General features: G+C 69.5%; 20 protein-coding genes. 7 read left to right on the top strand and 13 right to left on the bottom strand.

Annotated features, from left to right (window positions below; all coding sequences use genetic code 11):
• Positions 1-145: 145 nt before the first annotated feature.
• Positions 146-3,022, bottom strand: coding sequence for a glycoside hydrolase family 48 protein (locus P8A20_RS35180; RefSeq protein WP_306104964.1), 2,877 nt, complete (start codon positions 3,020-3,022; stop codon positions 146-148).
• Positions 3,023-4,329: 1,307 nt separating this feature from the next.
• Here P8A20_RS35180 and P8A20_RS35175 point away from each other — a divergent pair.
• Positions 4,330-6,075, top strand: a complete 1,746-nt coding sequence (locus P8A20_RS35175) for a glycoside hydrolase family 6 protein (RefSeq protein ID WP_306104963.1) — start codon at positions 4,330-4,332, stop codon at positions 6,073-6,075.
• Here the strand turns inward: P8A20_RS35175 and P8A20_RS35170 are convergent.
• On the bottom strand, positions 6,072-6,947 hold the full coding sequence (locus P8A20_RS35170) for a VanZ family protein (protein ID WP_147960582.1): 876 nt from the start codon (positions 6,945-6,947) through the stop codon (positions 6,072-6,074). The two genes, P8A20_RS35175 and P8A20_RS35170, sit on opposite strands and share 4 nt — an antisense overlap.
• Positions 6,948-7,009: 62 nt before the next feature.
• Between P8A20_RS35170 and P8A20_RS35165 the strand changes: the two genes are divergently transcribed.
• Entirely contained in the window at positions 7,010-7,510 is a 501-nt protein-coding gene (locus P8A20_RS35165) for a tetratricopeptide repeat protein (RefSeq protein ID WP_147960583.1), read from the top strand.
• 328 nt (positions 7,511-7,838) lie between these two features.
• Here P8A20_RS35165 and rpmG read toward each other — a convergent pair whose 3' ends face one another.
• Entirely contained in the window at positions 7,839-8,003 is a 165-nt protein-coding gene (rpmG, locus tag P8A20_RS35160) for a 50S ribosomal protein L33 (protein WP_109880931.1), read from the bottom strand.
• A gap of 510 nt (positions 8,004-8,513) precedes the next feature.
• On the opposite strand from rpmG, the gene P8A20_RS35155 reads away from it, so the two are divergent.
• A complete protein-coding gene (locus P8A20_RS35155; protein WP_306104962.1) occupies positions 8,514-9,947 on the top strand; it encodes a PP2C family protein-serine/threonine phosphatase in 1,434 nt (477 codons plus the stop codon).
• Positions 9,948-10,089: 142 nt separating this feature from the next.
• Here the strand turns inward: P8A20_RS35155 and P8A20_RS35150 are convergent, their stop codons facing one another.
• A complete protein-coding gene (locus tag P8A20_RS35150) occupies positions 10,090-11,586 on the bottom strand; it encodes a DNA-binding protein NsdB (RefSeq protein ID WP_306104961.1) in 1,497 nt (498 codons plus the stop codon).
• A gap of 231 nt (positions 11,587-11,817) precedes the next feature.
• Here P8A20_RS35150 and P8A20_RS35145 point away from each other — a divergent pair, with 231 nt between their 5' ends.
• Positions 11,818-12,954: an aminoglycoside phosphotransferase family protein gene (locus P8A20_RS35145; protein WP_306104960.1), complete on the top strand. Its 1,137-nt coding sequence runs from the start codon at positions 11,818-11,820 to the stop codon at positions 12,952-12,954.
• Between the two features lie 101 nt (positions 12,955-13,055).
• Here the strand turns inward: P8A20_RS35145 and P8A20_RS35140 are convergent, their stop codons facing one another.
• The gene (locus P8A20_RS35140) at positions 13,056-14,387 is read right to left on the bottom strand and encodes an N-acetylmuramoyl-L-alanine amidase (protein ID WP_306104959.1); all 1,332 of its coding nucleotides are present in this window, start codon (positions 14,385-14,387) and stop codon (positions 13,056-13,058) included.
• Between the two features lie 238 nt (positions 14,388-14,625).
• On the opposite strand from P8A20_RS35140, the gene P8A20_RS35135 reads away from it, so the two are divergent.
• Entirely contained in the window at positions 14,626-16,869 is a 2,244-nt protein-coding gene (locus P8A20_RS35135) for a terpene synthase family protein (RefSeq protein ID WP_147960588.1), read from the top strand.
• Here P8A20_RS35135 and P8A20_RS35130 read toward each other — a convergent pair.
• Both P8A20_RS35130 and P8A20_RS35125 read right to left on the bottom strand, forming a co-directional pair.
• A complete protein-coding gene (locus P8A20_RS35130; RefSeq protein ID WP_147960589.1) occupies positions 16,832-17,332 on the bottom strand; it encodes a hypothetical protein in 501 nt (166 codons plus the stop codon). The two genes, P8A20_RS35135 and P8A20_RS35130, sit on opposite strands and share 38 nt — an antisense overlap.
• A gap of 46 nt (positions 17,333-17,378) precedes the next feature.
• Positions 17,379-17,780: an ACT domain-containing protein gene (locus P8A20_RS35125; protein ID WP_147960590.1), complete on the bottom strand. Its 402-nt coding sequence runs from the start codon at positions 17,778-17,780 to the stop codon at positions 17,379-17,381.
• 136 nt (positions 17,781-17,916) lie between these two features.
• On the opposite strand from P8A20_RS35125, the gene P8A20_RS35120 reads away from it, so the two are divergent.
• Together P8A20_RS35120 and P8A20_RS35115 are read left to right on the top strand one after the other, a co-directional pair.
• Entirely contained in the window at positions 17,917-19,002 is a 1,086-nt protein-coding gene (locus P8A20_RS35120) for a right-handed parallel beta-helix repeat-containing protein (protein ID WP_261988746.1), read from the top strand.
• Between the two features lie 34 nt (positions 19,003-19,036).
• Complete coding sequence (locus P8A20_RS35115) at positions 19,037-20,122, top strand: methyltransferase (protein ID WP_306104958.1); 1,086 nt, start codon at positions 19,037-19,039, stop codon at positions 20,120-20,122.
• 74 nt (positions 20,123-20,196) lie between these two features.
• On the opposite strand, the gene P8A20_RS35110 is transcribed toward P8A20_RS35115, so the two are convergent.
• Genes P8A20_RS35110 through P8A20_RS35085 form a run of 6 tightly spaced genes read right to left on the bottom strand, consistent with a single transcriptional unit; the run spans position 20,197 to position 24,271 of the window.
• The gene (locus P8A20_RS35110; protein ID WP_147960592.1) at positions 20,197-20,529 is read right to left on the bottom strand and encodes a TcmI family type II polyketide cyclase; all 333 of its coding nucleotides are present in this window, start codon (positions 20,527-20,529) and stop codon (positions 20,197-20,199) included.
• A gap of 19 nt (positions 20,530-20,548) precedes the next feature.
• Entirely contained in the window at positions 20,549-21,028 is a 480-nt protein-coding gene (locus P8A20_RS35105) for an SRPBCC family protein (RefSeq protein WP_147960593.1), read from the bottom strand.
• Position 21,029: 1 nt separating this feature from the next.
• The gene (locus tag P8A20_RS35100; RefSeq protein WP_147960594.1) at positions 21,030-21,287 is read right to left on the bottom strand and encodes an acyl carrier protein; all 258 of its coding nucleotides are present in this window, start codon (positions 21,285-21,287) and stop codon (positions 21,030-21,032) included.
• 16 nt (positions 21,288-21,303) lie between these two features.
• Complete coding sequence (locus P8A20_RS35095; RefSeq protein ID WP_306104957.1) at positions 21,304-22,563, bottom strand: ketosynthase chain-length factor; 1,260 nt, start codon at positions 22,561-22,563, stop codon at positions 21,304-21,306.
• Complete coding sequence (locus P8A20_RS35090; RefSeq protein ID WP_147960596.1) at positions 22,560-23,831, bottom strand: beta-ketoacyl-[acyl-carrier-protein] synthase family protein; 1,272 nt, start codon at positions 23,829-23,831, stop codon at positions 22,560-22,562. Before P8A20_RS35090 ends, P8A20_RS35095 begins: the two co-directional genes overlap by 4 nt.
• Positions 23,828-24,271, bottom strand: a complete 444-nt coding sequence (locus P8A20_RS35085; protein ID WP_147960597.1) for a cupin domain-containing protein — start codon at positions 24,269-24,271, stop codon at positions 23,828-23,830. The genes P8A20_RS35090 and P8A20_RS35085 overlap by 4 nt, the downstream gene beginning before the upstream one ends.
• Positions 24,272-24,283: the final 12 nt, after the last annotated feature.

Here is a 24,283-nt window from a genome sequence, read left to right as displayed (position 1 = left end):
CGGGGGCCGAATACGCCAGATCCTGTACGGGCACGGGGTGTTGGGCCGCCGACATCGCCCGCTCCCTCGGGCGGACCGGGTGCGCGAGCGGGGTCCCGGCCGCCGGCTGGACTGCCGGCGGCCGGGACCCCGGGTGCGGGGCGACTCACTCCAGGAGGTCGGCGTACGCTCCCAGGGCCAGTGCGACGTCGGTCTGTGCCCAGAACCGGTGGTAGGTGAAGACCGGGGCGGCTCCGCCGTCCAGGTATGCCTGCACCTTCGGCCAGTTCGGGTCGTCCTTGTAGAACGACCGGATGGAGAGGAACGTCGAGTCGTTGTCGACGGTGTCCCCGTTGGGCATGGCGCCCGTCCAGCCGTTCGGGACGTACACCGGGTCGTCGAACCGGTTGTAGTCGGCGCGCGTCTCCGGCACCGCTATTCCGGCGTCGTCCTGGTAGTGGCTCCACATGCCGTCGAGCAGTCCCTTGGCCGTGGCCTTCGCCTCCGCGTCACCGGACTTGGCGGCGTAGTAGGTCAGTGTCCTGGCGTAGGCACCGGCCACTCCGACGTCGTTGGTGTAGTCGGCGACCGTCACGTGGAGACCGGAGTTGGCGCCGGGGCTCGACGCGTTCCATGTGTCGGGTGCGCCGGACCACTTGAGGGTGGACGGCATGAGGTAGGTGCCGTCCGGGTTGATGGTCGTCTCCGACAGCGCCCAGTCGACCCACTTGTCGAGCACGGCCTTGGCCTGGGCGTCGCCCGACTCGTGGTAGTACTCGGCGACGCGCTCCATGGACCACGCCTGGAATCCGAACCACTGGTTGGACGGCGGGTCGTGGTAGACGGGCTTCTCGTCGTAGTACATGCCGTAGAAGGTCGGTGTGCCGGCCGGGGGCTGGGCGTAACTTCCCTTCCAGCTGTTGGTCGCACCGCCCGCGATGGCCCCCTCGTCGGACTGGAGCCACTGGTAGAAGTCCATCTGCCGGTCGAGGCTCTTGGCCCAGTCCTGCTGGCCCGTGGCCGACTTGGGCTTCAGGTCCGCGACGGAGCTCAGCGCGTAGGCAGCCATCGGGTTCTGGTAGCCGCCGTGGGCGTGGCTCGACCCGATGCGCCAGGACCAGCCCGCCGAGGTGTCGGTGGCGCCGCCCCAGGCGTAGTACCAGGACATCAGGTAGTGCGCGCTGTCCTTGCCACTGCCTGCGGGGCAGGTGGCCGGGCCGACGCAGTTGCCGATCTTCTTGAAGTACTTGTCGAACATGGAGTAGCGGAGGTAGTCGCCCATCTTCGCCGCCTTGCCGACGGTGGCCGAGACCTCGCCCGACTTGCCCTGTTCCTTGGCCCAGACGTCGGCCCAGTAGGCGGCCTGCACGGCGCGGGCGTCCGCGTCCGGGGCGTTGGTGAACTTCCACTGCTTGGCGTAGGAGGCGTCCCCGGTGAACAGGTCGAGGTAGCCGTTGTCACCGCCGTAGGTGAAGTTGTCGCAGGTCGGGTGGGTGACCGTCTCCCAGACCGACTCCTGCGACCCGCGCTGGAAGGTGTTGATGTACGACGGTCCGGTCTCGGTCGGGCCGGCCGAGCACTTGCCGGGTGTGTTGCCGTATCCGTAGACGTTGTCGACGTCCTGGATCCAGTGCATCCCGTAGATGTCGTCGGTGCCGTACGCGCTCTTCAGCTCGCCCGCGATCGGGTCCGAGCCGGAGGGCGCCGACCCGTCGAGGACGGCGGGGTACTCGTCGGGTGTGTCGTGCTCGGGCGCGTAGGTGGCGGGCTTCGACGCGTTGTAGAAGGAGTTCGTGGGCTGGTCGGCGTGGGTGGGGATCATGTACTTCTCCATGGTGGCCCACGCACCGTTGAACTTCGCCCAGTCCCCGGTGATCTTCCCGTACATCGCCTGGAGCCAGATCAGATAGCTGTACGCCTCCGACGTCGTCTCGTGGCCCTGGTCGGGAGCCTCGACTATCAGCGTCTCCACGGAGTGGTAGGGGATGCCCTCCGAGGAGAAGTAGCCGTTCGCCGGATCCGTGATCTTCCCGTATAGGTCGAGGAAGCGCGCGTCGTAGTCGTTCGCGGCGGCGAGCTGGGTGACGGTGACCTCGGCCTTGCTGTGCCCGGGTGCCGTCACCGTGAAGGTCGCGGCTCCCGTGCCGGACGCGGCGGCGGCCACTGTGACCTTCTGCGGCGTGGACCAGTTCGACGGCGTGAACGTCAGGCTCGCGCCGCTGGAGACACTGAGTCCGGTGTTGCCCGTGGTACGCGCCACCGTCACGGTGACGCTCGCGGAGGGCGCGGTGGACAAGGACACGTCGAAGACCCCGGACTTGCCCTGCTGTACGCCGAGTTGGGCGGGAGTCGCGACGACGGCCGGGCCTGCGACGACGGTGATCCCCGCCGGGGTGGACTCAGCCGACGCGCCGAGGCCGTCATAGGCCCTCGCGTACACGGAGTGCGCACCGGCGGCGAGACCTTGGGCACTGTAGGTGTACGGGGAGGTGGTGTCGGTGCCCAGAAGGGTCGTGTTGTCGTAGAACTCGACCTTGCTGATCCCCGCGCCGTCCGCGGCTGCCGCGGTGGCTGCCAGGGGAACGGCGTCTCCGGCGGAGAAGACGGCGCCCGCCGCCGGACTCGTGAGGACGGTGATCGGCGGCTGATGGGCGCCCACGCAGGCGGTGCCGTTGACGGCGAAGGCGGTGGGAGCGGTGTTGGTGCCGCTGTAGGAGAACTGCGCACCCGTCGTGACGGCGGCGCCTGCGGCGATGGAACCGTTCCAGGCGGCGTTCTTGACGGTGACGTTCTTGCCCGACTGGGACCAGGTCCCGTTCCAGCCGTTGGTGAGCTGCTGGTTGCCGGCGTACGCGTAGGTCAGGTTCCAGCCGTCGATCGCGGCGGTGCTCCTGTTGGTGACGGTGAGTTCGGTGCTGAAGCCCGAACCCCAGTCGTTCGCCCTGTAGTCGACACTGCACTGGACGGCGGCCGCCTGGGCCGGCGTACCGGTTGCGGCGGTCATCCCCAGGGGGAGGGCCAGCGCAGCCACCAATGCGGTCATCAAGCGTCGGTTTCCGGCTCCGGTTCTTCCCGGTCTTCTCGGTAACCACGTTCTTCGTGCGCGTCCCGACGGCATGAGCGGTACCTCCTCGCGGCTCGGCGACATGGGGGCGTGCGGAGTTGAGCACAAGCCTTGAACCAGTGGGAGCGCTCCCAGCATGAGGATGAGAAAAAAGAGAGTCAAGAGACTTGAAGAGTCGAATTATTTCGATGACAAGAGATGCGAACTGGCATGTTGACCGACACCACTTGACGCTCTAACGTCAAGCCACACCAGTGGGAGCGGTTCCACCAGTCGACGTGCCGTAGGGGGCACGCCCGGTCTGCAAGGAGTCGCTCATGTGTCATCCCCCGCGCTTATCGCACCTGTTCAGACCGCTTCCCGGAGCGGCGCCCGACATGGCCGGCAGCACTTTCGCGGCCATGGGCACGGCTTCCGGATCCCTCCTCGTACGCACGGTGCCCGAACAGCACCGTGCACCGCGGGAACGTCGGATCTCCGGGAGCGGGAGCCATCGCCTGCGACGGCACGAACAGGACACAGGCGAGCGGTGCGGGTTCTGCGGCAGGCCTTTCGGCCTCCGGTACGGCGCCGGGCCACGCGCCCGGTTCATCCAGGCTCGACAGCACTCTCCGCATCATGGATCCGACCGGCTCCACAGGTCCGCCGGATCCCTCGTCCCACGTGGACCGATCACCGGGATCGGGCGTCCGGAGCAACGAGCTCGACCGCACCACTGTGCGTACGGGCTCCGACGGGAACGCCCGCACTGTCCCCATCCCCTGAGTGAGGAGCACCGGCTTGACCTGAAGACCACGTACCCGCGACAGCGGGTGAACCCGACGACGGCGCCTCTGCGGACCGGGGGACACGGCACCACTCCCCCGCCCCGACAGCGTCGGCCCGAGGGCCGGCACACCGGACAGCTGGACAGGCATGCCGTCGAGGCCTGTCCGGCACCGGTCACCAGGAAACGCGGGCACGCAGGGCAGCCCGCCACCGCGTGGCGCCCACGCGGCTGCACCGTCCGTGAGAACGAAGGACGTCCGCGTTACCCGCTCCCACGGATCGGACCGATATCCCCCTCGCCGTAGGCGAGACCGGCGAGAACACCTGCCCCCACCGGCTCGGCCGGCCTGGTGGTGCAGAGGTTCCACGACCGCAATCCCACACGGACGGGCCTGGACCACCTGGGACCACTCCACGGCCCCGTCCTTGATCAGCGACTACGACGGAACCCCCACCCCGTACGGAATCGGGCTGCGCAACGTTCGCGCACCCTCTACAGCTGAGGAAACGGAATTCGCATGAGCCGCACCAACCTGCGCCGATCCCGCATGGCGCTCATAGCCGCAGGAGCCCTCGTCGCCGCAGCCGCGGGCTCCGCCGCCGCGGCGGCCCCCTTCGGCGCCTCTGCCGCAGCGGCGGCGGGCTGCACGGTCGACTACAAGATCCAGAACCAGTGGAACGGCGGCCTCACCGCCGCGGTGAGTGTCACGAACAACGGTGCCGCCGTTTCCAGTTGGCAGTTGGAGTGGTCGTTCGCCGGCAGCGAGCAGATCAGCCAGGGCTGGAACGCCACCGTTTCGCAGAGCGGCGCAGCCGTGACCGCGAAGAGCCTCTCCTACAACGGTGCTCTCGCGACGGGCGGTTCCGCGTCCTTCGGCTTCAACGCGTCGGGCAACGGCAACAGTGCCGTCCCCGCGACATTCAAGCTGAACGGCGTCACCTGCAACGGGGACACGACGGGGCCGACCGACCCGACGGACCCGACCGATCCGCCCACCGATCCTCCTGCGGGCAGCAAGGTGAACAATCCCTACGAGGGCGCCAAGGTCTACGTGAACCCGGAGTGGTCCGAGAAGGCGGCTGCCGAGGCGGGCGGCAGCAGGGTCTCGAACCAGCCGACGGGCGTCTGGCTCGACCGCATCGCCGCGATCGAGGGTGCGAACGGCGGCATGGGTCTGCGCGACCACCTCGACTCGGCCCTGACGCAGAAGGGCTCCGGCGAGCTCGTCGTACAGCTCGTCATCTACAACCTGCCCGGGCGCGACTGCGCGGCGCTCGCCTCCAACGGCGAGCTCGGCCCCACCGAGATCGGCCGCTACAAGACGGAGTACATCGACCCCATCGCGGCGATCCTGGCGGACTCGAAGTACGCCGGTCTGCGCATCGTCACAACCGTCGAGATCGACTCCCTGCCGAACCTCGTGACCAACGCGGGTGGCCGCCCCACGGCCACTCCGGCCTGTGACGTCATGAAGGCCAACGGCAACTACGTCAAGGGTGTCGGCTACGCGCTCAACAAGCTCGGGGACGCCGGCAACGTCTACAACTACATCGACGCCGGACACCACGGCTGGATCGGCTGGGACGACAACTTCGGCGCCTCCGCCGATGTCTTCCACCAGGCTGCGACCGCCGAGGGCGCGACCGTCGACGACGTCCAGGGCTTCATCACCAACACGGCCAACTACAGCGCGCTGAAGGAGACCAACTTCAAGATCGAGGACTCCGTCAACGGAACCTCGGTGCGCCAGTCGAAGTGGGTCGACTGGAACCGCTACACGGACGAGCTCTCGTTCGCGCAGGCCTTCCGGACCAAGCTCGTCTCGGTCGGCTTCAAGTCGGACATCGGCATGCTCATCGACACCTCGCGCAACGGGTGGGGCGGAACGGCCCGGCCGACCGGTCCGGGTGCCACCACCAGCGTCGACACCTACGTGGACGGCGGCCGTAACGACCGGCGTATCCACCTCGGCAACTGGTGCAACCAGGCCGGAGCCGGGCTCGGAGAACGGCCGAAGGCCGCCCCCGAAGCCGGCATCGACGCGTACGTCTGGATGAAGCCCCCGGGGGAGTCGGACGGGTCCAGCAAGGAGATCCCGAACGACGAGGGCAAGGGATTCGACCGCATGTGCGACCCGACGTACACGGGTAACGCCCGCAACAACAACAACATGTCCGGGGCCCTGGGCGACGCCCCCGTCTCCGGGAAGTGGTTCTCCGCCCAGTTCCAGGAGCTCATGAAGAACGCCTACCCGGCGCTCTAGGCTCCGCGTCGACGGGCCCCGGGCGCTCCCCCGCCCGGGCCCTCCCGACGACTGCGCCACCTGTCGAGAAGAGCGCGTCCGCGAGCAACCTGCGCGGACGCGCTCAGGCGTGCGGCCGGTTCGGCCGCGGGCTTCGCCTTGCTCCCGGTCCGGTCCCCGTCCTTCGACGCGCCGGCAGCCTTCGGTTTCGTTCCGGGCTTCGCCTTGGTACCGGCCTTCGCCTCCGTGCCGGCCTTCACCCTGGTGACGGGCTTCGCCTTCGTGCCGGTCTTGGTGGCGGTGCCGGACTTCGGTCGCGGGTCCGGCTTCACCTTGTCGCTGCTCCCCGGCTCGCTCCCGGCCGAGGGACGCGGGGTGGTCCTCGCTGTCTCCACGGCGGGCTGTTCGTCGGAGAGCGCGTGGTAGTGGTGGCTGAGGCGCCGCCCCAGAAGCGCGTACCCGAGAAGTGCTCCGGCGGTGTTGAGGATGACGTCGTCGACGTCGAAGGCCCGTCCCGCCACGAGCGCGCCCTGCACGAGTTCGACGACCGAGATGACCAGGACGGTCAGCACCGTCATCCGGATCATCCGCAGACGGCGCGGCACCAGGATCGGCAACAGGATGCCGAACGGCGCGCCCAGCAGCAGATTTCCGCCCGCCTGCTTACAGGCGGCGAGGAAGGTGTAGTCCTCCGCGTACTGCCGCAGAGAGCGCCCGGGCCTCAGATTGGAGGTCACGATGTCCTCCGACGCGGGTGACGGGGTGAGCGTCACCTTCGCCAGGACGACGGAGAACGCCACCAGTGCCACGAATGCCGCGGCCAGTACTGCCGCACGTAGCAGCAGTCGTCCCAAACTTCTGCGTCGTGCACTACGATCCGCCTCTGCTGTCATGGCGGAACGGATGCCCCCAACCCTGTCCCCCACACCCGGTATCCGGGTGCGACGATGGGCGCATGAGCGCACAGGAGAAGGACGAGCTATTGGCGCAGGCCGTGAGGCTGCGCGAAGAGGGGCATCCCGAACAGGCCCGGGAACGCCTCCTCTCCCTCACCGCCGCGTTCCCCGACGCGGCGGACGTCGCCTATCAGACCGCCTGGGTCCACGACGTGCTCGGCCTCGAGGCGGAGGCCGTCCCCTATTACGAGCGGAGTCTGCAGGACGAAGGGCTCGGGGACGAGGAGCGCAGGGGGGCGCTGCTGGGGCTCGGCAGCACCTACCGTGTCCTGGGCAGGTTCGGGCAGGCTGTCGAGACGCTCCGGCGCGGGGTGTCGGAGTTCCCGGACGACGGGGCGCTGCGGACCTTCCTGGCCATGGCGCTGTTCAACACCGGGGAGCACCACGAGGCCATGCAGCTCCTGCTGCGACTGGTCGCGACGACCAGCGACAGTCCACACGTGCAGCAGTACCGGCCTGCCATCGAGCACTACGCCGCGGATCTCACACAGACCATGTGAGGCGCGGTCCCTCCGGGCACGGACCTGCGCGTACCGCCCTCCCGAGCGCGGACCGGCCGGGTCCCCGGGAACGTCAGTCAGTGAACGGCGGCGACACGTACACGGAGGCAGCAAGAAGCCCCGGCCGGATCGGGGGAATCCAGCCGGGGCGGCTCTTGTGCGGAAGTGAAGGCCGACTGCTGCCAGGCCGTTCACCCCCACGTATAGATGAACGATAAACCACCGTCCGCCGTTCCCGGAAATCACTCCCACCGGGTGTGATCCACACCACGACCACGCAGGTCGGGTACGACACCGACGGTGAACGGGACGGCGCTGTCGCCGACCGTCAGCGAGCCTCACGGAACACGACGTGACGGCCCGCGGCAGGATCGAACTTCCGCAGCTCCAGCCGGTCGGGGTCGTTGCGCCGGTTCTTCCGTGTCGCATAGGTGTGGCCGGTTCCGGCCGTGGACCGGAGCAGTACGACGGGCCTGGTCTCACTGCGCGCCATGGGACCTCCAGACAGGATCCGACCCCGCTCCCGGGATGGGAATGGGTGTCGTTTTCACTTCTGGTCGGCACAACACGCACAGATGCGCCGTCATTCCCTCGATGGGGTAACCCCCTCGCCTCCGGCACGACCAAGATCCGAACGACAGGTCGACGAACCTCCGACCGTCGCACCGAACGCCCTCTCGACGCCTCGGGATCAGCGACGACGGGCACCGCCGGCCCATGATCCCGCACCACCCCTCATACGCCCTGCTCCGGGGTCGTGCGCGCCGCACGGAATGGCACGCGCGGGCGTACGCCGGGCCGCTCACGCCGGTCGACTTGCGTCAACTCGCCGCCAGAGGCAAGGGTGTTCGGCGGACCCCAGCTCCACCCAGCCGACGGCATATGCCAGAAGCAAGAACGTATCGAGTGTTGCCAAAGCCCTTACGGGGCCCTCGAGCCTGTGCAACAGTCGTGTTCGGTCCACCCCCACGAACCGGCCGTACCGCCTGTATCGGAGTACCAGATGCCGTCCCATCTGTTTGCGGACCGCCCCGCCCCACAACCGCCCGAGCGGGACGCTGTCGATGCCCTGATCAACCGGACCCGGCTGCTGCGCGGCGATGTGGACGCCGTGCGGCGCGACGCCTCAGTGATCGAAGACGACGATCCCCAGCTGCGCTGGCAGCGGGCACTCTGCGACCTCGCCGTCCATCAGCTCGACGACCTCGGCGAGCATCTGGGACAGCTGCGGGACGGCATCCCAGGCATCCCCGCCGCCGAGCCCGCGGGAGACGGGTCCGTCCGGGCACCGGCCGGGCCGCCGACGGGCTCGCTGCTGAGCAGAGTGGGAAGCGCGGAGTGGAACCTGCTCACCGACGAGGTCAGCTGGTCCGACGAGCTCTATCAGATCTTCGGCAGGGCACCGGGAGCCGGAGCGCTGTCCCTGGACGAACTGCCGTCGGTGCTCCTGGCCGAGGACCAGCCCCTCCTGACGTCCATGGTGACCGACTGCCTGGTGGACGGCCGGCCGATAGACGGCGAATTCCGGATCCTGTTGCCCGACGGCAACATGCGGACGCTGCACATGATGGGGGAACCCGTTCTCGACACGGACGGCTGCACCGCGTCGATGTGGGCGGTCCTGCGCGACGTCAGCAGGCTGCGTCGCAGCGAGCACCTCGTGGGCAGGACCCAGGACACGATGCGGCACCGGGAGCAGATGGCACGGGCCGAACACCGGATGGCGGTGGAACTCCAGGAGGCCGTACTGCCGTCGTGGCGCGGCTCGCTGCCGATACCCGGCCGGGGGGCGAGCGGTCTGGACATCGCAGCCCGCTACCTGCCGTCGGGGGCGAGCGAACTGATCGGCGGCGACTGGTACGACGCGCTGCCGCTCCCGGACGGCAGGACGCTGCTCACCGTCGGCGACCTCACCGGCCACGGGCTCCCTGCCACGTCGGCGATGGCGATGCTGCTCGGCGCGCTGCGTGGCATGGCGGTGGCAGGCGTCGACCCGGGGCCGGTCATGGGCCATCTGAACCAGCTGATCGAATGCTCGGCCCAGCCTGTTCTGAGCAGCGCTGTGTGCTGCCGCTTCGATCCCGTGACCCAGACTCTCGTGTGGGCGCAGGCAGGGCACCCCGCGCCGCTGCTCTTCCGCGACGGAGTGGGGTGTCCTCTGCCCGCACCGGACGGGGTTCTGCTCGGTGCCACCTCCGGAGTCATCTACGAGCAGGACCGGATGGACCTGCTGCCGGGCGATGTGCTCGTACTCCACACCGACGGACTGACACGTCGCTGCGACCGGAACGCCGGTCCGGACGTGCTCCTACGGCTGGCGCCCCGGTTCGCGCAGGCCCGCACGGCACAGGAATGCGTGCGGATCGTGGTCGAGGAGCTCGGTACGGACGAACGACTCGACAACGCCTGCGTGTTGGTGGCCCGCGTCGAGGCATGACCGGGCCCTGCCGGCCACATGGAGACCTCGAACCGGCCCTTGGGGACTTCCGGACCGCGCCGTGTCACCGAGTTGCGAGGACTCGGCGGGACCGGCCCGGACCGTCAACAGCCGGTGCGCCGGACCTGACTCCGGGGTCGGTTCAGATCCGGGTGCCTTTTGCCTTCTTGGCTGACGTGCTCGGCGGCAGGGCGCGTTCGATCTCCTCGCGCAGGTCCTCGATCTTGGCGTATCCCGCGAACTGGCCCGTGAGCCTGTACATCTCTCGCAGCCGGTCCCAGGTCCTGTGCGAGGACGTCTCCCCCATCGACACCAGGGCGAGCCGCGCGTAGCGGTCGGCCTGCTCGGGGTCGTCGGCAATGAAGCACGCCGAGGCGAGCGAGATGTAGTCGAAGATCTTGGACCGCTGGCGCCCGTTCATCCTCAGATCGAGCGCCTGCTTGGCGTGCCGCTGAGCGGTGGAGGCAGCACCGGGGTCGTGTTCGGCCAGCGTACGGAAGGCGAGGGCCTGCATCCCGTGCATGTCCGCCTCGTCGAACATCTGCATCCAACTCGGTGGCGGAACATCGCCCTTGTCCGACACGAAGAGCTCCTCGGCTTCGCCGAGAGTGCGCTTCATGGCCTGCCCGTGCCCCATCGCCGCCTGCGCCCAGGCCTCGATGGTGTGCAGCATCGCCCGGGTACGCGGCAGGGTCTCCTCCCCGGATCCGGTTCTGGCGAGCTTCATCAGGTCCAGGGCGTCGTCCGGCCGGCCCAGGTGGACCATCTGGCGAGCGGCGCGGGAGAGCGCCTCACCCGCGCGCGGACGGTCGCCGCCCTCGCGCGCCGCGTGCGCGGCGATCACGAAGTACTTCTGGGCGGTGGGTTCGAGGCCGACGTCGTGGGACATCCAGCCGGCGAGGACAGCGAGGTTGGCCGCGACACCCCAGAGGCGGCGCTGCAGGTGCTCGGGGTGGCGGTAGGCGAGCATGCCGCCGACTTCGTTGAGCTGGCCCACGACGGCCTTGCGCTGGAGTCCGCCGCCTCTGGAGGCGTCCCAGGCGCGGAACACCTCGACCGAGTGCTCGAGGGCCTCGATCTCCTCGGAGCCGACGGGCGCGGCCTCGTACAGGTCGAAGCCCGCGTTGTCGGCGTACAGGGGGTCGTTGAGTCCGGTGGCCCGGGCCGCCGGAGCGGGCTCGGAGTGCAGCCAGTCGTGCATGGCGCCGGTGATGGCTGAGCCTGCGGCGAGCGCCGCGCCCGCGCCCACCAAGCCGCGTCGGTTGAGCATGAGGTCCATTCCCGTGAATTCGGTGAGGACCGCTGCCGTCCGTTCGGGCGCCCACGGCAAGCCGTCGGGATTGTCTTCAGTCCCGGCCTTTCGCCGTTTCCCCACACGCCCGCGCCGGCCGAACCCGAGGTCCTCGATGGTCACGACACGGCCGAGCCGCTCGGTGAACAGAGCCGCCAGCACTTCCGGCACGGGATCGCGGGGGGACTCCCCCATGTCGATCCAGCGCCGGACCCGCGAGGTGTCGGTGGCCAGTTGGAGGTGGCCCATGGCCGCCGCCTGCCTGTTCACCATTCTCGCGAGTTCGCCCTTGGACCAGCCGGCCAGGCCGAACAGGTCGGACAGGCGGGTGTTGGGTTCTCCGGTCACGTCAAGCCCCCAGGTTCTCGGCTGACTTGACCCTAGCCCCCCGGCGGATGCCGGGCGAATATTCGCCAGGGTTCGCCAGGGGTCGCTAGATGTTGTGCCACCCGCACGCCGGTGTCAGGTAGGAAAGCGCCACCCCGCCCGGCAGCCCTAGGTACTCCCCAGGGTGCCGAACGGCCGCCGGCCGGGGCGGCGCACGCAACTTGTCGGCGCACGAAGGGATCTGTCCCGCCCATGTACACAGCATCGTCCTCCGTGTCCGCCCCGCCCCGGCCGCTTCGTCCTCTGGGAGCGGGCGGCGGGCCGTATCTCGCTCCCCGCGCGGCGCAGCAGGCGTCCGTCCCGGGCCGGCCCCGGCGGGCGGCGGGCCCGGGCTCCCAACCACTCAGCGGCAGACTGGACCTGTCCGGTGCCCAGGGCGCGCAGCTCCGGATGGCCATCGCCTCGGTGCACCGCATCTGCCCTGAGTTCAATCCGGTACAGGTGCTGCGGCGGAGCGGGCGTTCGGTGCTCATCGTGGGCACCACCGGCCGCGCGACCGCGGTGGCGAAGTGCTTACTCGACCACTCCCCCGCGTGGACCGAGCGGTTCCGGCACGAAATAGCGGCATACCGTGCCTTCGTCAGGCACCGTCCGCCGGTCCGGGTACCCCGGCTCATCGCCGCAGACCCGGAGAACTGCACCCTGGTGATCGAGCGGATGCCGGGTCGCGTGGCGGCGCTGACGAGGCATCCGGCGGAGGCGCCGCCCCGCGCCGATCTGCGTGCCGTCCTCGGAGCGATCAGCCAGGTCAACGCCTGGAGGCCGCAGGCCGGCCTGTTCGACGCGCCGCTGGACTACGCCGCGCGCATCGCGCGGTATCACGAGTTGGGGCTCTTCACCGACCGTGATCTGGGTGACCTGCAGAAGCTGCTGCACGGTCTGGCCCACGCGGGGGGACGGCAGGGGATGGGCCAGTTCTGCCACGGGGACGCCCTGCTCTCGAACATCCTGCTGCCACCCACCGGGCCGGTGCTCGTCGACTGGGAACACGCCGGCTGGTATCTGCCCGGATACGACCTGGCGACGCTCTGGACCGTGCTCGGAGACGCACCGGCGTCACGACGCCAGATCAGCCAGCTGGCGCAGGCATCCGGCGCCGCGGCCCGTGACGCCTTCCTGGTCAACCTGATGATCGTGCTGACGCGGGAGATCCGTACGTACGAGACGGCTGTCCAGCGTGCCATGCGCGAAGGCGCTCCGGCCGGGGGCGGCCAGGCGCGGCAGGGCGTGCTGTCCTCCGGCGAGCAGCAGCGGCTGCTGCTGCGCAGGCTCCACGACGACTGCGCGATGGCCCGGCGGGCCGTGCGCGCGGCGGTGGGCACACGCTGACCACGCCGGGTCAACCGGCCTGACGGACGGGGGAAGCGCGCTGCGGGACCGGTGCCGACACATGGGTCCCGCAGCGCGTCGTTCGCCGTGTCAGCCCTTGCTCATGAGCCGACTCGGACCACGTCCACGTCGGACGCCCTGACGAAGCCGATGCGGTGGCCGATCTGGACCGTCACGTACTTCTGCGCTCCGCCGAAGTAGGTGTGGTCGTACGGCTTCGAGGCGTCGATCGTCGGCGCGTAGTAGTAGCCGGTGGGCGCCTCGCCGCCTCCAGGGAAGGCCTGGCCCGCCTTGATGGTGTAGACGAGTGGGGTGCCCACGGTCGGCTTGACGAAGTCCGTGGGGTACTCGGCCTTCTCCGGGTAGGCGACGCCGTACACCGGCACTTCGGCCTTGCCTGCCTTCGGCCGAACCACTCGGCCGCGGGTCGGTGTGGTGACCCTGGTCCCGGGCGGGGTGCTGAACCACACCTTCTCGCCGTACCACCAGATCGCCGTCCAGCAGGGTGCCCTGTCGGCGACGACGGCCTGCTGGGTGGCACTGATCTTGCTGCCCCAGTCCGCGGCGCAGTTCGTCCCCGGCGAGCCGTCCGGGTGCAGTCCCGGGTCGGAGAAGAGTGGCGAGTCCGCGGACGGTTCCGTGTGCAGGGGGACCGCGCTGCTCCCCTGCCGTGGCAGGTCGACGCTCTTCTCGCAGTCGCGGAACTCCTGCTGGTTCCTCGCGAAGTCCACGCTGACGGTGACCAGTTCGCTGTGCTTGTGGGCGCTGGGCTCGGCGGGCCCGCCGAGCAGCGCCATGAAGCGGTTCCAGTCCCAGTAGGGTCCCGGGTCCCAGTGCATGTTCTTCGTTCCGGCGGCGCTGGTGGGTGGCACACCGTCGTGCCCGAGGATGTGCTGCCGGTCGAGCGGGATGTCGTACTTCGCGGCCAGGTACCGCACCAGTCGTGCGGTCGACCTGTACATCTCGGGGGTGTACCACTTGGCGCCCTCCGCTGCGACGCCCTCCTGCTCGATGCCGATGGAGTGGGTGTTGAGGTACCAGTTGCCCGCCTGCCAGGCGACGTCCTTGTTCTTCACCATCTGTGTGACGTGGCCGTCCGCAGAGCGCACCACGTAGTGGGCGGAGGTCTGGTTGGCCGGGTTCTGGAAGATCTTCAGGGTGGTGTCGTAGTCGACCTCCGTGTCGTGCAGGACGATGAACTTGACGGCGTTGCTGTCGGGCCGGTTCGCCGTGTCGTAGTTGCCGTAGGTGTCCTTGTCCTCCGGCTCCCCTGTCTGCTGGTAGGCCGCGGGAACCCAGTCGCAGGCCAGGGACCGCGGGCATTCCGGTCGTGAGGTGTCCGCGCCGGCCGTCGCCGGGGAGAGGAGCGCCGCGCTCAGCGCCCCTGCTGTGGTCAGTGCGAGCGCGAGTCTGGTCCTCTTCTTCGACGTCATGACAACCCTTCTTGGGCCAGGGGCGGGTGAGCGTCTGCCGGTCGGCGCACACCGTTCATCGGTCGGCGCACACTCTGTGGCGGGAGGTGTTGGTGAGTCAAGAGTGCAGTGTGCCGTGGACCTGAGCTTGTGTGACTATTCCGCGCTGCGCGTGCCCCGGATGGCCGAGGGGTAGTGCTGGCGGCGACAGGAACGGTCCGCGTGGACCGCACGGAGTTTTCGGAAAGGCCGGACGCACATGGCACAGCCCTTCTCACTGCCGGACTTCTACGTGCCGTATCCGGCGCGTCTCAACCCGCACCTGGACGCGGCCCGGAGCCACACCCGGGAGTGGGCCCGCGGGATGGGGATGCTGGAGGGGTCCGGGATCTGGGAGGAGAAGGACCTCGAGTCCCACGATTACGCGCTGCTCTGCGCGTACACCCATCCCGACTGCTCGTCCGGGGCCCTGTCCCTGGTCACCGACTGGTACGTGTGGGTCTTCTTCTTCGACGACCACTTCCTGGAGCTGTTCAAACGCACTCCGGACCGTGAGGGCGGCAAGAGCTATCTGGACCGGCTGCCCGCCTTCATGCCGATGGAGCGGGGCGCCGCGACACCGGAGCCGACCAATCCGGTGGAGGCGGGGCTGGCGGACCTGTGGGCGAGGACCGTTCCGGCCATGTCGGACGCCTGGCGCGCCCGGTTCGCGGAGTCGACGGAGAACCTGCTCAACGAGTCCCTGTGGGAGCTCTCGAACATCAACGAGGGCAGGATCGCGAATCCGGTCGAGTACATCGAGATGCGGCGCAAGGTGGGCGGCGCCCCGTGGTCGGCGGGGCTGGTGGAGTACGCGGCGAACGCGGAGGTACCCGCCTCGCTGGCGGACGCCCGTCCGCTGAGGGTGCTGCGGGACGCGTTCTCCGACGCGGTGCATCTGCGCAACGACCTCTTCTCGTACCAGCGTGAGGTCGAGGACGAGGGCGAGAACAGCAACGGCGTGCTGGTCCTGGAGAGGTTCCTGGACTGCTCCACCCAGGACGCCGCGGACGCGGTCAACGATCTGCTGACCTCTCGCCTCCACCAGTTCGAGAACACGGCTCTCACCGAACTTCCGCCCCTCTGCGCGGAGAAGGGCCTGAGCCCCGACGAGACGATCGCGGTCCTCGGGTACGTCAAGGGTCTCCAGGACTGGCAGTCCGGGGGCCACGAGTGGCACATGCGCTCCAGCCGCTACATGAACGGCGGGTCCTCGGCCACCCGAACCCTGTCCGGTTTCGGGATGGCCGCCGCGTCCGTCCGCTTCACGGCCCGCTCGGAGTCGGCACGGCTCAGGAGCCACGCCCACGCCCCGTTCCGGCACGTCGGTCCGTCGCTGCTGCCCGATTTCGAGATGCCGTTCACGACCACACTGAGCCCCCACCTGGGCGGGGCGCGGGTGAGGATCGTGGAGTGGTCACGGCGTATGGGTCTGCTGGAGGCGCAGCCCGGGGTGCTGGGTTCGCACATCTGGGACGAAGAACGGCTGATCGCGACGGACCTGCCGCTGTGCGCGGCGGGCCTGCACCCCGACGCGACACCCGAGGAGCTGGACCTGTCGTCGGGCTGGCTGACCTGGGGGACGTACGGCGACGACTGGTTCCCGGTGGTGCACGGCCGGTCCCGTGATCTGGCGGGGGCACGGCTCGCCAACGAGCGGCTGTCGCTGTTCATGCCGCTCGACGCGGCGTCCGCCCCCGAGCCGGTCAACGCGCTGGAGCGGGGGCTGGGCGATCTGTGGCGGCGGACGGCGGGACCGATGGACGAGGTGGCGCGGCGCACGTTCCGGGATGCCGTGGAATCGATGACGGCGAGCTGGCTGTGGGAGCTGGCGAACCAGGCGCAGAACCGGATTCCCGACCCGGTGGACTACATGGAGATGCGCCGCGCCACATTCGGTTCGGACCTGACGATGAGCCTGTGCCGGCTGGGCCACGGCAGGAAGGTGCCGGACGAGGTCTACCGCAGTGGTCCGCTGCGGTCCCTGGAGAACGCGGCGGCCGACTACGCGTGCCTGATGAACGACCTGTTCTCCTACCAGAAGGAGATCGAGTACGAGGGCGAGGTGCACAACGGGGTCCTGGTCGTACAGAACTTCTTCGGGGTGGACTACCCCACGGGGGTGGCGATCGTGCACGACCTCATGAAGGGGCGGATGGAGCAGTTCCAGCATGCGGCCGAGCACGAACTACCGCTTCTGTACGACGAGTTCAACCTGGACGCGGAGGCGCGGGAGACGCTGGCGGGCTATGTGCAGGAGCTCCGGCACTGGCTGGCGGGCATCCTGATCTGGCACCGGGGCTGCCGGCGCTACCGCGATGAGGACCTGCGGCGGGGAACCGCCGCCCCGTGGCACCTCGGCGGGCCCACGGGGTTCGGGACGTCTGCCGCCCAGGTGATCCGGCTGCTGACGGAGCAGGGACGTTTCAGCCTTGCTGGAACAGTTCAGCGGGCAGGGGTTTGAGCAGTGCGTAGAGGTCGTCGGTGATCGGCCGGTCCCAGCTGGCGATGGTGACGAGCACACCGTCGCTCCGGTCGAACTGTACGCAGGAGATCCGGCTCTCGGAGAGCTTGATGCGGCGCACGATCAGCAGACTGTCGCCCTGCAGGACGGGTACGTCCTCCGTGCCCGTCACCTCGACCGGCTCGTCGTTCTCGAGCGCGAGGAGCAGCTGGGCGACCTCGAAGGGGACCTGGCCCTCCTCGGTCTCGCGGGCCGGCGAGCCCTCCGGAAGATTGCCGATGATCATCGCGGGGCCGCGGCCGCCGAACAGGTCGTAGCGCAGGAACACGCCCTGACAGCTTCCGTCGGGAGCGGGGAGCAGGCCGGCGCCGAGGTTGCCGGGCCAGTCCCCCGGATCCATGGCCAGGACATCGAAGTCCGGGCCCGCGGGTGTGGCGGCGCTACGGCGGCGGAGGAAGGACATGGGCCCATGTTACGTGTCCCGGCTCACGTCGCGGAGCCGGGCACTGCTACCCGGACTCCGCCGCCAGCGCTTCCAGGACCCGTACCGCCTCGGTCGCACGTGCGTGCGGGACGAACAGGTGGTCGTGGTGGAATCCGGCGACCACGTTGCAGCTGATCCCCGCATCCGTGAGGGCGAGGGAGACCGCGGCGGTGAGCCCGACGGCGTCGAGCGCCGAGTGCACACGCAGAATGATCCAGCAGGCGACGAAATCGTACGGCAGCCCCGCCGCCACAGCCTGCGCCTCGGCAACCACGAGCGTCAGCCCCTCCCGCTCGGAGACGGTGACCACCGGGGTGACACCGGCGGGCACCTCTCCGGCGGGCAGGGTGGTGTAGACGTAGCGGCCGGGCCTCAGCTCGGGCCGCATGCCGTGCAGCAGTACTCGAAGATCACGTTCGCCCGCCATGGGGCCACGCTACGGCCACGCGGACGCACCCGCGCCCCGGCGGGAACGCACGCGCGAGTAAGCCATTCAGGCACGCCATGTATCCATACGCTCACCTTGCGTGGCACCGGTGGTTGATCGCCCATAGCTTCGGCTCATGAGGAAAAGACACATGAAATGCCTGGCGGGGATCACCCTCTCCACGGCCACGGCCCTGGGTCTCGCGGCCGTCCCCTCCAGCGCGGCCGGACCCGGTGATCTTGTGGTGCGCCCCGGCGATTCCATCCAGAGCGCGGTGGACGCAGCTCGCCCGGGCGACACGATCGTCGTCCTGCCCGGCACCTACCGTGAGAGCGTTCTGATCACCAAGCCGGGCCTGACCCTGCTCGGCACCCGTGGCCGCACGGTCGTCGCACCGCCGGCAGCCGACGGCGCCAAGGCCGCCAACGCCTGCGCCACCGGTGGGAACGGCATCTGCGTGATCGGGACCAAGGGCCACACCGTCGACGACGTCAGCATCCGCTCGCTGACCGTCTCGGGCTTCGACAAGAGCGGCATCTGGGCCTCCTGGACCGACGGACTCAGCGTCCGCAAGGTCACCGCCCGGAGCAACGGCACCTGGGGCATCGCCCAGGAGCGTTCGACCCGTGGCGACTTCCGGCGCAACACCGCCACCGGAAACGGGGACGCGGGGATCTTCATCGCCAACTCGGTCAGCGAGGAGGGCGGAGCGACCGACACCGGAGGGACGCTCGTCCTGGACAACTCGGTCAGCGACAACCGCATCGGCGTCACCGCCCGCCGCGTGAGGAACCTCGTCATCGACGGCAACCTTCTGACGGGCAACTGCAGCGGGGTCTTCGTCGTGGGTGACGAGTCCAAGCCGGCCGCGGGGGCGATGACGATCAGCGGCAACCGGATCCTCGAGAACAACAAGTTCTGTCCGGCGACTCCGCGGCTGTCCGCGATCCAGGGGTCCGGCATCGTCCTGACCGGCAGCGAGGCCACCGACGTGCGTTCCAACGTCATCCGGGACAACGTCGGCTCGACCCCGCTCTCCGGCGGCATCCTGCTGTTCAAGAGCTTCGTGGGCGCGCTCAACACCGACAACACCATCAGCCGCAACCTCGTCGAGGGCAACAAGCCGGCCGACCTCGCCGACCGCGACACCTCCGGCACCGGCAACACTTTCGTCAGCAACACCTGCGGGACGTCCGTCCCGGCCGGGATGTGTGCCGGATGACGGCCCCCCGCCGCGCAAGGAGGAACGAGACGGTATGACCACCGTGAGCCCCACCCCCGACACCACGCCTGTCGCGACCCCCCTCGGCACACCCCAGGTCTCCGCCGCCCAGAACCCGCCGCCGTCCATGCGGCTGCGGGAACTCGCGTTCGGAGCGGCCGTCGCCGGGGCCGTGCGCGCGGCGGCCAGGCTGGGCGTGGCCGACGCGCTGGGAGAGACCCCGGCCTCGGCCGCGGAGCTCGCCCTGGTCGTGGACGCCGAGCCCGTGCCTCTGCGCCGGCTGCTGCGGGCCCTGTGCTGCTACGGGATCTTCAGTGAGACGGAGGACGGCAGGTTCGTCCACACGGAGATGTCCCGGCTGCTGCGCGAGGACGACCCGAACAGTCTTCGCTACATCTCCCTGTGGTGCACGGAGCCCTGGACCTGGGAGGTCTGGCCGCGGCTCGACGACGCGGTGCGCTCCGGCACGACCGTCTTCCCGGAGACGTTCGGCAAGGGCTTCTTCGAATACCTCCACCAGGACGCCGGTGAGTCCGCCCAGGTGTTCAACCGGGCGATGACCACGTCGAGCGTGCAGTCGGCGCAGGACGTCGCCGACCTCCTGGACCTCACCGGGGTCACCTCGGTCGCCGACATCGGTGGCGGCCAGGGGCATGTCCTCGCGAGCCTGCTGGAGAAGCACCCCTCGGTCCACGGCACCCTCCTGGACCTGCCTGGCGTCGTGGCCCGTGCGGACGCCAGGCTTCGGGACGGCGGCCGGCTGGCCGACCGTGTTCGGATCGTGCCCGGCGACTGCCGCGAGGACATCCCCTTCGAGGTGGATCTCTACATCATCAAGAACATCCTCGAATGGGACGACGAGAGCACCCGCAGGACGCTGCACAACGTGGTCGCCGCGGCCCGCCCCGGCGCCCGTGTGGTGATCATCGAGAACCTCGTCGACGACACCCCGTCGATGCGGTTCACCACGGCCATGGACCTGCTGCTCCTGCTCAACGTCGGGGGTGCCAAACACACCCGGGAGAGCCTGGTCGGGCGGATGTCGGACGCGGGCCTGCGGGTGGGCGAGATCCACCCCGTCAACGCGTACCTGCACGCGTTCGAGTGCGTCGTGCCGTAGAGCGTCACCCCGGCGCACGAAGAATCGCCCCGGGTCCGGCACCTGAGTGCCGGACCCGGGGCGATCATCGTGTGTCAGGCGGAGCCGTCGCTCTCCCACCGGTAGAACTGCTGCGCCATCGCGTCCTTCGGACCGCGCCAGGTCTGCGGGTCGTAGGGGCTCACGAAGGCGGTGAGCCGGTCGCTGACGGCCTTGAACTCCGGGTGCTCCGTCACCTTGGCGATCTCCGGGCCCGGGGGCCTGTCCGACTCGATCAGGTGCAGGTACACGTCGCCGAACTGGAACAGCGTGCGCCGGTTGACGCCGACGAGGTGCGGGAGATCGGTGTTGTCCGAGGCCTCGAACAGCTTCGCGATGTCCGGCGCGGACTCGGGTGCCATCCGGGCGACGATCAGTGCGTGGTGCATCTGGCTGCCTTTCGGGGCATCAGTTGGCGGGGACGGAGGCGGAGCGGCGTTCCCGGTCCCGCTGCTCGATCTTGTCGCGGATGAGCTCCAGCTGGACGCGCGAGTTGCGGTTGATGTTGTCGGTCATCCACGCGTCGTCGACCGGTGCGTCGGGCCGCATCGCGAAGTCCTGGCGCCAGTGCATGAGCGTGCCGCCCGGCACCTCCGAGTACTCCCACCGGATGTCCATGTGCTGGAACGGTCCGGGCTCGACCCTCCGGGCGCGGACGTTGCGTCCCTGACGGTCCGTGGTGCGCTCGGAGACCCAGCTCCAGACCTTGCCGTTGTCGTCGGGGTGCATGGTGAGGCGGAAGGTCGTCTTCTGGCCCTCCCGCTTCATCACCTCGACGGCCGCGTACTCGCTGAACAGCTGCGGCCAGTTCTCGAGATCGTTCGTCATGTCCCAGACGAGGTCCAGGGGTGCGGCGATGGTGATCTCGTTCTCGGTGTGTCCGGACACGTCAGACTCCTGTCACTGGGGTGTTGTTCACGAGGTCGAGGAACTCGCCCGGGGTCTTGCACCGGTCGGCGTCGGCCGGCAGGGGGCGCCCGTAGCGGTTCTCGAGCGCGGCCACGATGCCGAGCAGGCCGAGCGAGTCCAGGCCGTACTCGTCGAAGGCCGAGCCGGGGCGGTCGGCCATCGCCGACGGGTCCACCGTGAGGCCGGCGCCGTTCTTCATGAGCACGGCCAGCTCTTCGTACGTCAGTCGATCGTTCATGAGGGACTGCTCCTTCTCACACTGGGGTGTCGGTGGGACGCCGCAGCACCAGGGCCGCGTTCGAACCCATGAGGCCTCGGCTCAGCACGAGCGCCGTCCGCAGTTCGGCGGGGCGTGCGCGCCCGGTGACGACGTCGAGGTCGTGGCACACCTCGAAGACGTTGGGCGTCGGCGGGATCAGGCCGTGCTCCATGGCGAGCACCGCGGCGGACGTGTCGAGCACGGGTGCGCCGCAGTAGGCGCGGCCCGTCCCGGTCTTTGGCGCCGTCACCGGGACACGGCGCCCGTGCGGGCCCAGGGCATCGGCGATCGCCAGGGCCTCGGCGCGGTCCGCCGCGGGCACGCCCATCGCGTCCGCGAAGACGACATCGATCTCCTCCGGCGCGCAGTCCGCCTCGCGGAGCGCCCCTTCGATCGCCCGGGCGAGTCCCGCGCGGGACTCCACCCACCGGGCAGCACCGGTGAAGGTGGCGGCGTGACCGGCCAGTTCGGCCCGGATCCTGGCACCGCGCTCGCGGGCCGCCGTCTCCTCCTCGACCACCAGCATGGCTCCGCCCTCGGCCGGCACGAATCCGCAGGCGTCCGCCGTGAACGGCCGGTAGGCGCGGGTGGGTTCGTCACAGAGGCTGAGGTCTGCGTAGCCGAGCTGGCAGACGACCGAGTACGGTGCGAGCGGTGCCTCGGCCGCACCCACGACGACCGCGTCCGTACCCCGACGGATGGACCGTCCGGCATGCATGAGTGCGTCGAGACCGCCGGCCTCGTCGCTGGCCACGACGGCGCAGGGCCCCTTGAAGCCGCCCCGGATCGAGATCTGGCCGGTGCTGGCCGCGTAGAACCAGGCGATGGACTGGTAGGGGCCGACGTACCGTGATCCCTCACCCCACAGCCTCTGCAGCTCGCGCTGGCCGAACTCACCGCCACCGGATCCGGCGGCGGTGACCACGCCCACCTTGAACGGAGCGCCCTCGTAGTCCGCGCGTCCGAGGCGCGCGTCGTCCAGGGCGAGATCGGCTGCCGCCATCGCGTAGTGCGTGAAGCGGTCGGTCTGGACCAGGAAGCGCTCCTCGATGAACGCGACCGGATCGAAATCCCTGACCTCTCCCGCGACCCGCAGCGGAAGGTTCTCGCACCCCTCGCGGGACACGAGGTCGAGGACGCTGACACCTTCCTGGGTCTGTTTCCAGAAAGCACCGGCGCCGGTCCCGTTGGGGGCGACGACACCGATCCCCGTGATGACGGAACTGCGGCGTGCCGGGGTTGCCGGGGCGTTCATGGGGTCCTCCCGCCTGATCGGGTCATGGCGACGGCGGACTGGAACCCGCCGAAGCCGCTGCCGACCGAGAGCACGCTGCGCAGCTTGAGGGGCCGTGCGGTGCGCGGTACGTAGTCGAGATCGCACTCGGGGTCGGCGGTCTCGTAGTTGGCCGTCGGGGGCACCGTCTGGTGCTCGAGGGCCAGGACGCAGGCGGCGATCTCGATCGCTCCGATGGCGCCCAGCGAGTGGCCGACCATCGACTTGATCGAGCTCATCGGCACCTTGTAGGCGTGTGCGCCCAGGGCCCGCTTCACCGCCGCCGTCTCGTGCCGGTCGTTCTGCTTGGTGCCCGAGCCGTGCGCGTTGACGTAGTCGACCTGCGATCCGTCGATCCGGGCGTGTGCGAGGGCGGTGTTGATGGCCTCGGCCATCTCCAGTCCTTCGCTGGTCAGCCCGGTCATGTGGTAGGCGTTGCCGAAGGTGGCGTAGCCCGATATCTCGCAGTAGACGGTCGCCCCGCGTGCGCGGGCGTGCTCCAGCTCCTCGAGGATGAGGACGGCGCCGCCCTCACCCATGACGAAGCCGTCCCGGCGGGCGTCGAACGGCCTGGAGGCGTGCTCCGGGTCGTCGTTGTTCGCCGAGGTCGCCTTGATCGCGTCGAAGCAGGCCACCGTGATCGGGGTGATCGGCGTGTCGGAAGCCCCGGCGACACAGACGTCCACCCGGCCCTCCTCGACGGAGTGGAAGGCGTAGCCGATCGCGTCGAGGCCGGAGGTGCAGCCGGTCGAGACCGTCTGCACGGGGCCGTGCGCTCCGACCTCCTCCGCGACCGCTGAGGCGAGGGTACTGGGAGCGAACGCCCGCTCCAGGTGGGCGCCCGCCGGCCGGTGGTCGACGTCCCAGCGCGCACCGCTCCCGCTGACGGCGACGTAGTCGTGCTCCAGGCGGGTGGTGCCGCCGACCGCGGTCCCGAGGGAGACCCCGATGCGCCAGGGGTCCTCCTTCTCGAGATCGAGGCCGGCGTCGCCCAGCGCCTCCCTGGCCGCCACGAGGGCGAACTGGATGTAGCGGTCCGAGCGGGCGATCAGGTCGGAGTCCAGGCCGTGGGCGACGGGATCGAAGTCGCACTCCGCGGCGATGCGCGAACGGAACTGGGCCGGGTCGAAGAGTGTGATGCCGCGTGTGGCGGTACGGCCGTTGGCGAGCAGGTCCCAGAACGCGGGGACTCCGATGCCACCGGGGGCGACGACGCCGACCCCCGTCACGGCCACACGGCGCCGGGTCACGAGGCCGCCCCCGTTCGTTCTGGCGGCGCGTAGCCGTCACTGGGGTCCGCGGTCTCCGTGACCTCGGTGTCCACGTGGCCGAGTTCTGGGCGCGGGGCGAGCGGGCCGAGGTGGAAGACCATGCGCGCCTCCGTGTCACCCACGTTGCGGAAGCGGTGGCGGACGTGCGGCGGGATCAGCAGGCCCTGGTCACGCCGCATGGCGAGAGTCTCCCCGTCCAGGTCCACTTCGAGGAGTCCGTCCACGACGTACACGAACTCCTCGGAGTACGGGTGGTAGTGCTCACCGATGCGGTCACCGGGGTCGACGATGGCCAGCCCCATGAAACCGCTGGTGGCGCCCACCGCCGTGGGGGTGAGCATGGCGCGCAGGTCGCCTCCGCGCCTGCGGTTGGGCTGAGTCTCGCTGAGGTCCACGATGCGAGGCCGGTGGGTGGTCATGGCTGTTCTCCT

Source organism: Streptomyces sp. Alt3 (genome assembly GCF_030719215.1).
Taxonomy (GTDB): Bacteria; Actinomycetota; Actinomycetes; order Streptomycetales; family Streptomycetaceae; genus Streptomyces; species Streptomyces glycanivorans.
Note: the sequence above shows the minus strand (reverse complement) of the source record. Positions and strands in the feature narration are given on the sequence as shown.

Excerpts from the sequence above, each read along its gene's own strand:
- P8A20_RS35180 (WP_306104964.1), bottom strand. The coding sequence starts at position 3,022 with ATGACCGCATTGGTGGCTGCGCTGGCCCTCCCCCTGGGGATGACCGCC.
- P8A20_RS35175 (WP_306104963.1), top strand. The coding sequence starts at position 4,330 with ATGAGCCGCACCAACCTGCGCCGATCCCGCATGGCGCTCATAGCCGCA.
- P8A20_RS35170 (WP_147960582.1), bottom strand. The coding sequence starts at position 6,947 with ATGACAGCAGAGGCGGATCGTAGTGCACGACGCAGAAGTTTGGGACGA.
- P8A20_RS35165 (WP_147960583.1), top strand. The coding sequence starts at position 7,010 with ATGAGCGCACAGGAGAAGGACGAGCTATTGGCGCAGGCCGTGAGGCTG.
- rpmG (WP_109880931.1), bottom strand. The coding sequence starts at position 8,003 with ATGGCGCGCAGTGAGACCAGGCCCGTCGTACTGCTCCGGTCCACGGCC.
- P8A20_RS35155 (WP_306104962.1), top strand. The coding sequence starts at position 8,514 with ATGCCGTCCCATCTGTTTGCGGACCGCCCCGCCCCACAACCGCCCGAG.
- P8A20_RS35145 (WP_306104960.1), top strand. The coding sequence starts at position 11,818 with ATGTACACAGCATCGTCCTCCGTGTCCGCCCCGCCCCGGCCGCTTCGT.
- P8A20_RS35140 (WP_306104959.1), bottom strand. The coding sequence starts at position 14,387 with ATGACGTCGAAGAAGAGGACCAGACTCGCGCTCGCACTGACCACAGCA.
- P8A20_RS35135 (WP_147960588.1), top strand. The coding sequence starts at position 14,626 with ATGGCACAGCCCTTCTCACTGCCGGACTTCTACGTGCCGTATCCGGCG.
- P8A20_RS35130 (WP_147960589.1), bottom strand. The coding sequence starts at position 17,332 with ATGTCCTTCCTCCGCCGCCGTAGCGCCGCCACACCCGCGGGCCCGGAC.
- P8A20_RS35125 (WP_147960590.1), bottom strand. The coding sequence starts at position 17,780 with ATGGCGGGCGAACGTGATCTTCGAGTACTGCTGCACGGCATGCGGCCC.
- P8A20_RS35120 (WP_261988746.1), top strand. The coding sequence starts at position 17,917 with ATGAGGAAAAGACACATGAAATGCCTGGCGGGGATCACCCTCTCCACG.
- P8A20_RS35115 (WP_306104958.1), top strand. The coding sequence starts at position 19,037 with ATGACCACCGTGAGCCCCACCCCCGACACCACGCCTGTCGCGACCCCC.
- P8A20_RS35110 (WP_147960592.1), bottom strand. The coding sequence starts at position 20,529 with ATGCACCACGCACTGATCGTCGCCCGGATGGCACCCGAGTCCGCGCCG.
- P8A20_RS35100 (WP_147960594.1), bottom strand. The coding sequence starts at position 21,287 with ATGAACGATCGACTGACGTACGAAGAGCTGGCCGTGCTCATGAAGAAC.
- P8A20_RS35095 (WP_306104957.1), bottom strand. The coding sequence starts at position 22,563 with ATGAACGCCCCGGCAACCCCGGCACGCCGCAGTTCCGTCATCACGGGG.
- P8A20_RS35085 (WP_147960597.1), bottom strand. The coding sequence starts at position 24,271 with ATGACCACCCACCGGCCTCGCATCGTGGACCTCAGCGAGACTCAGCCC.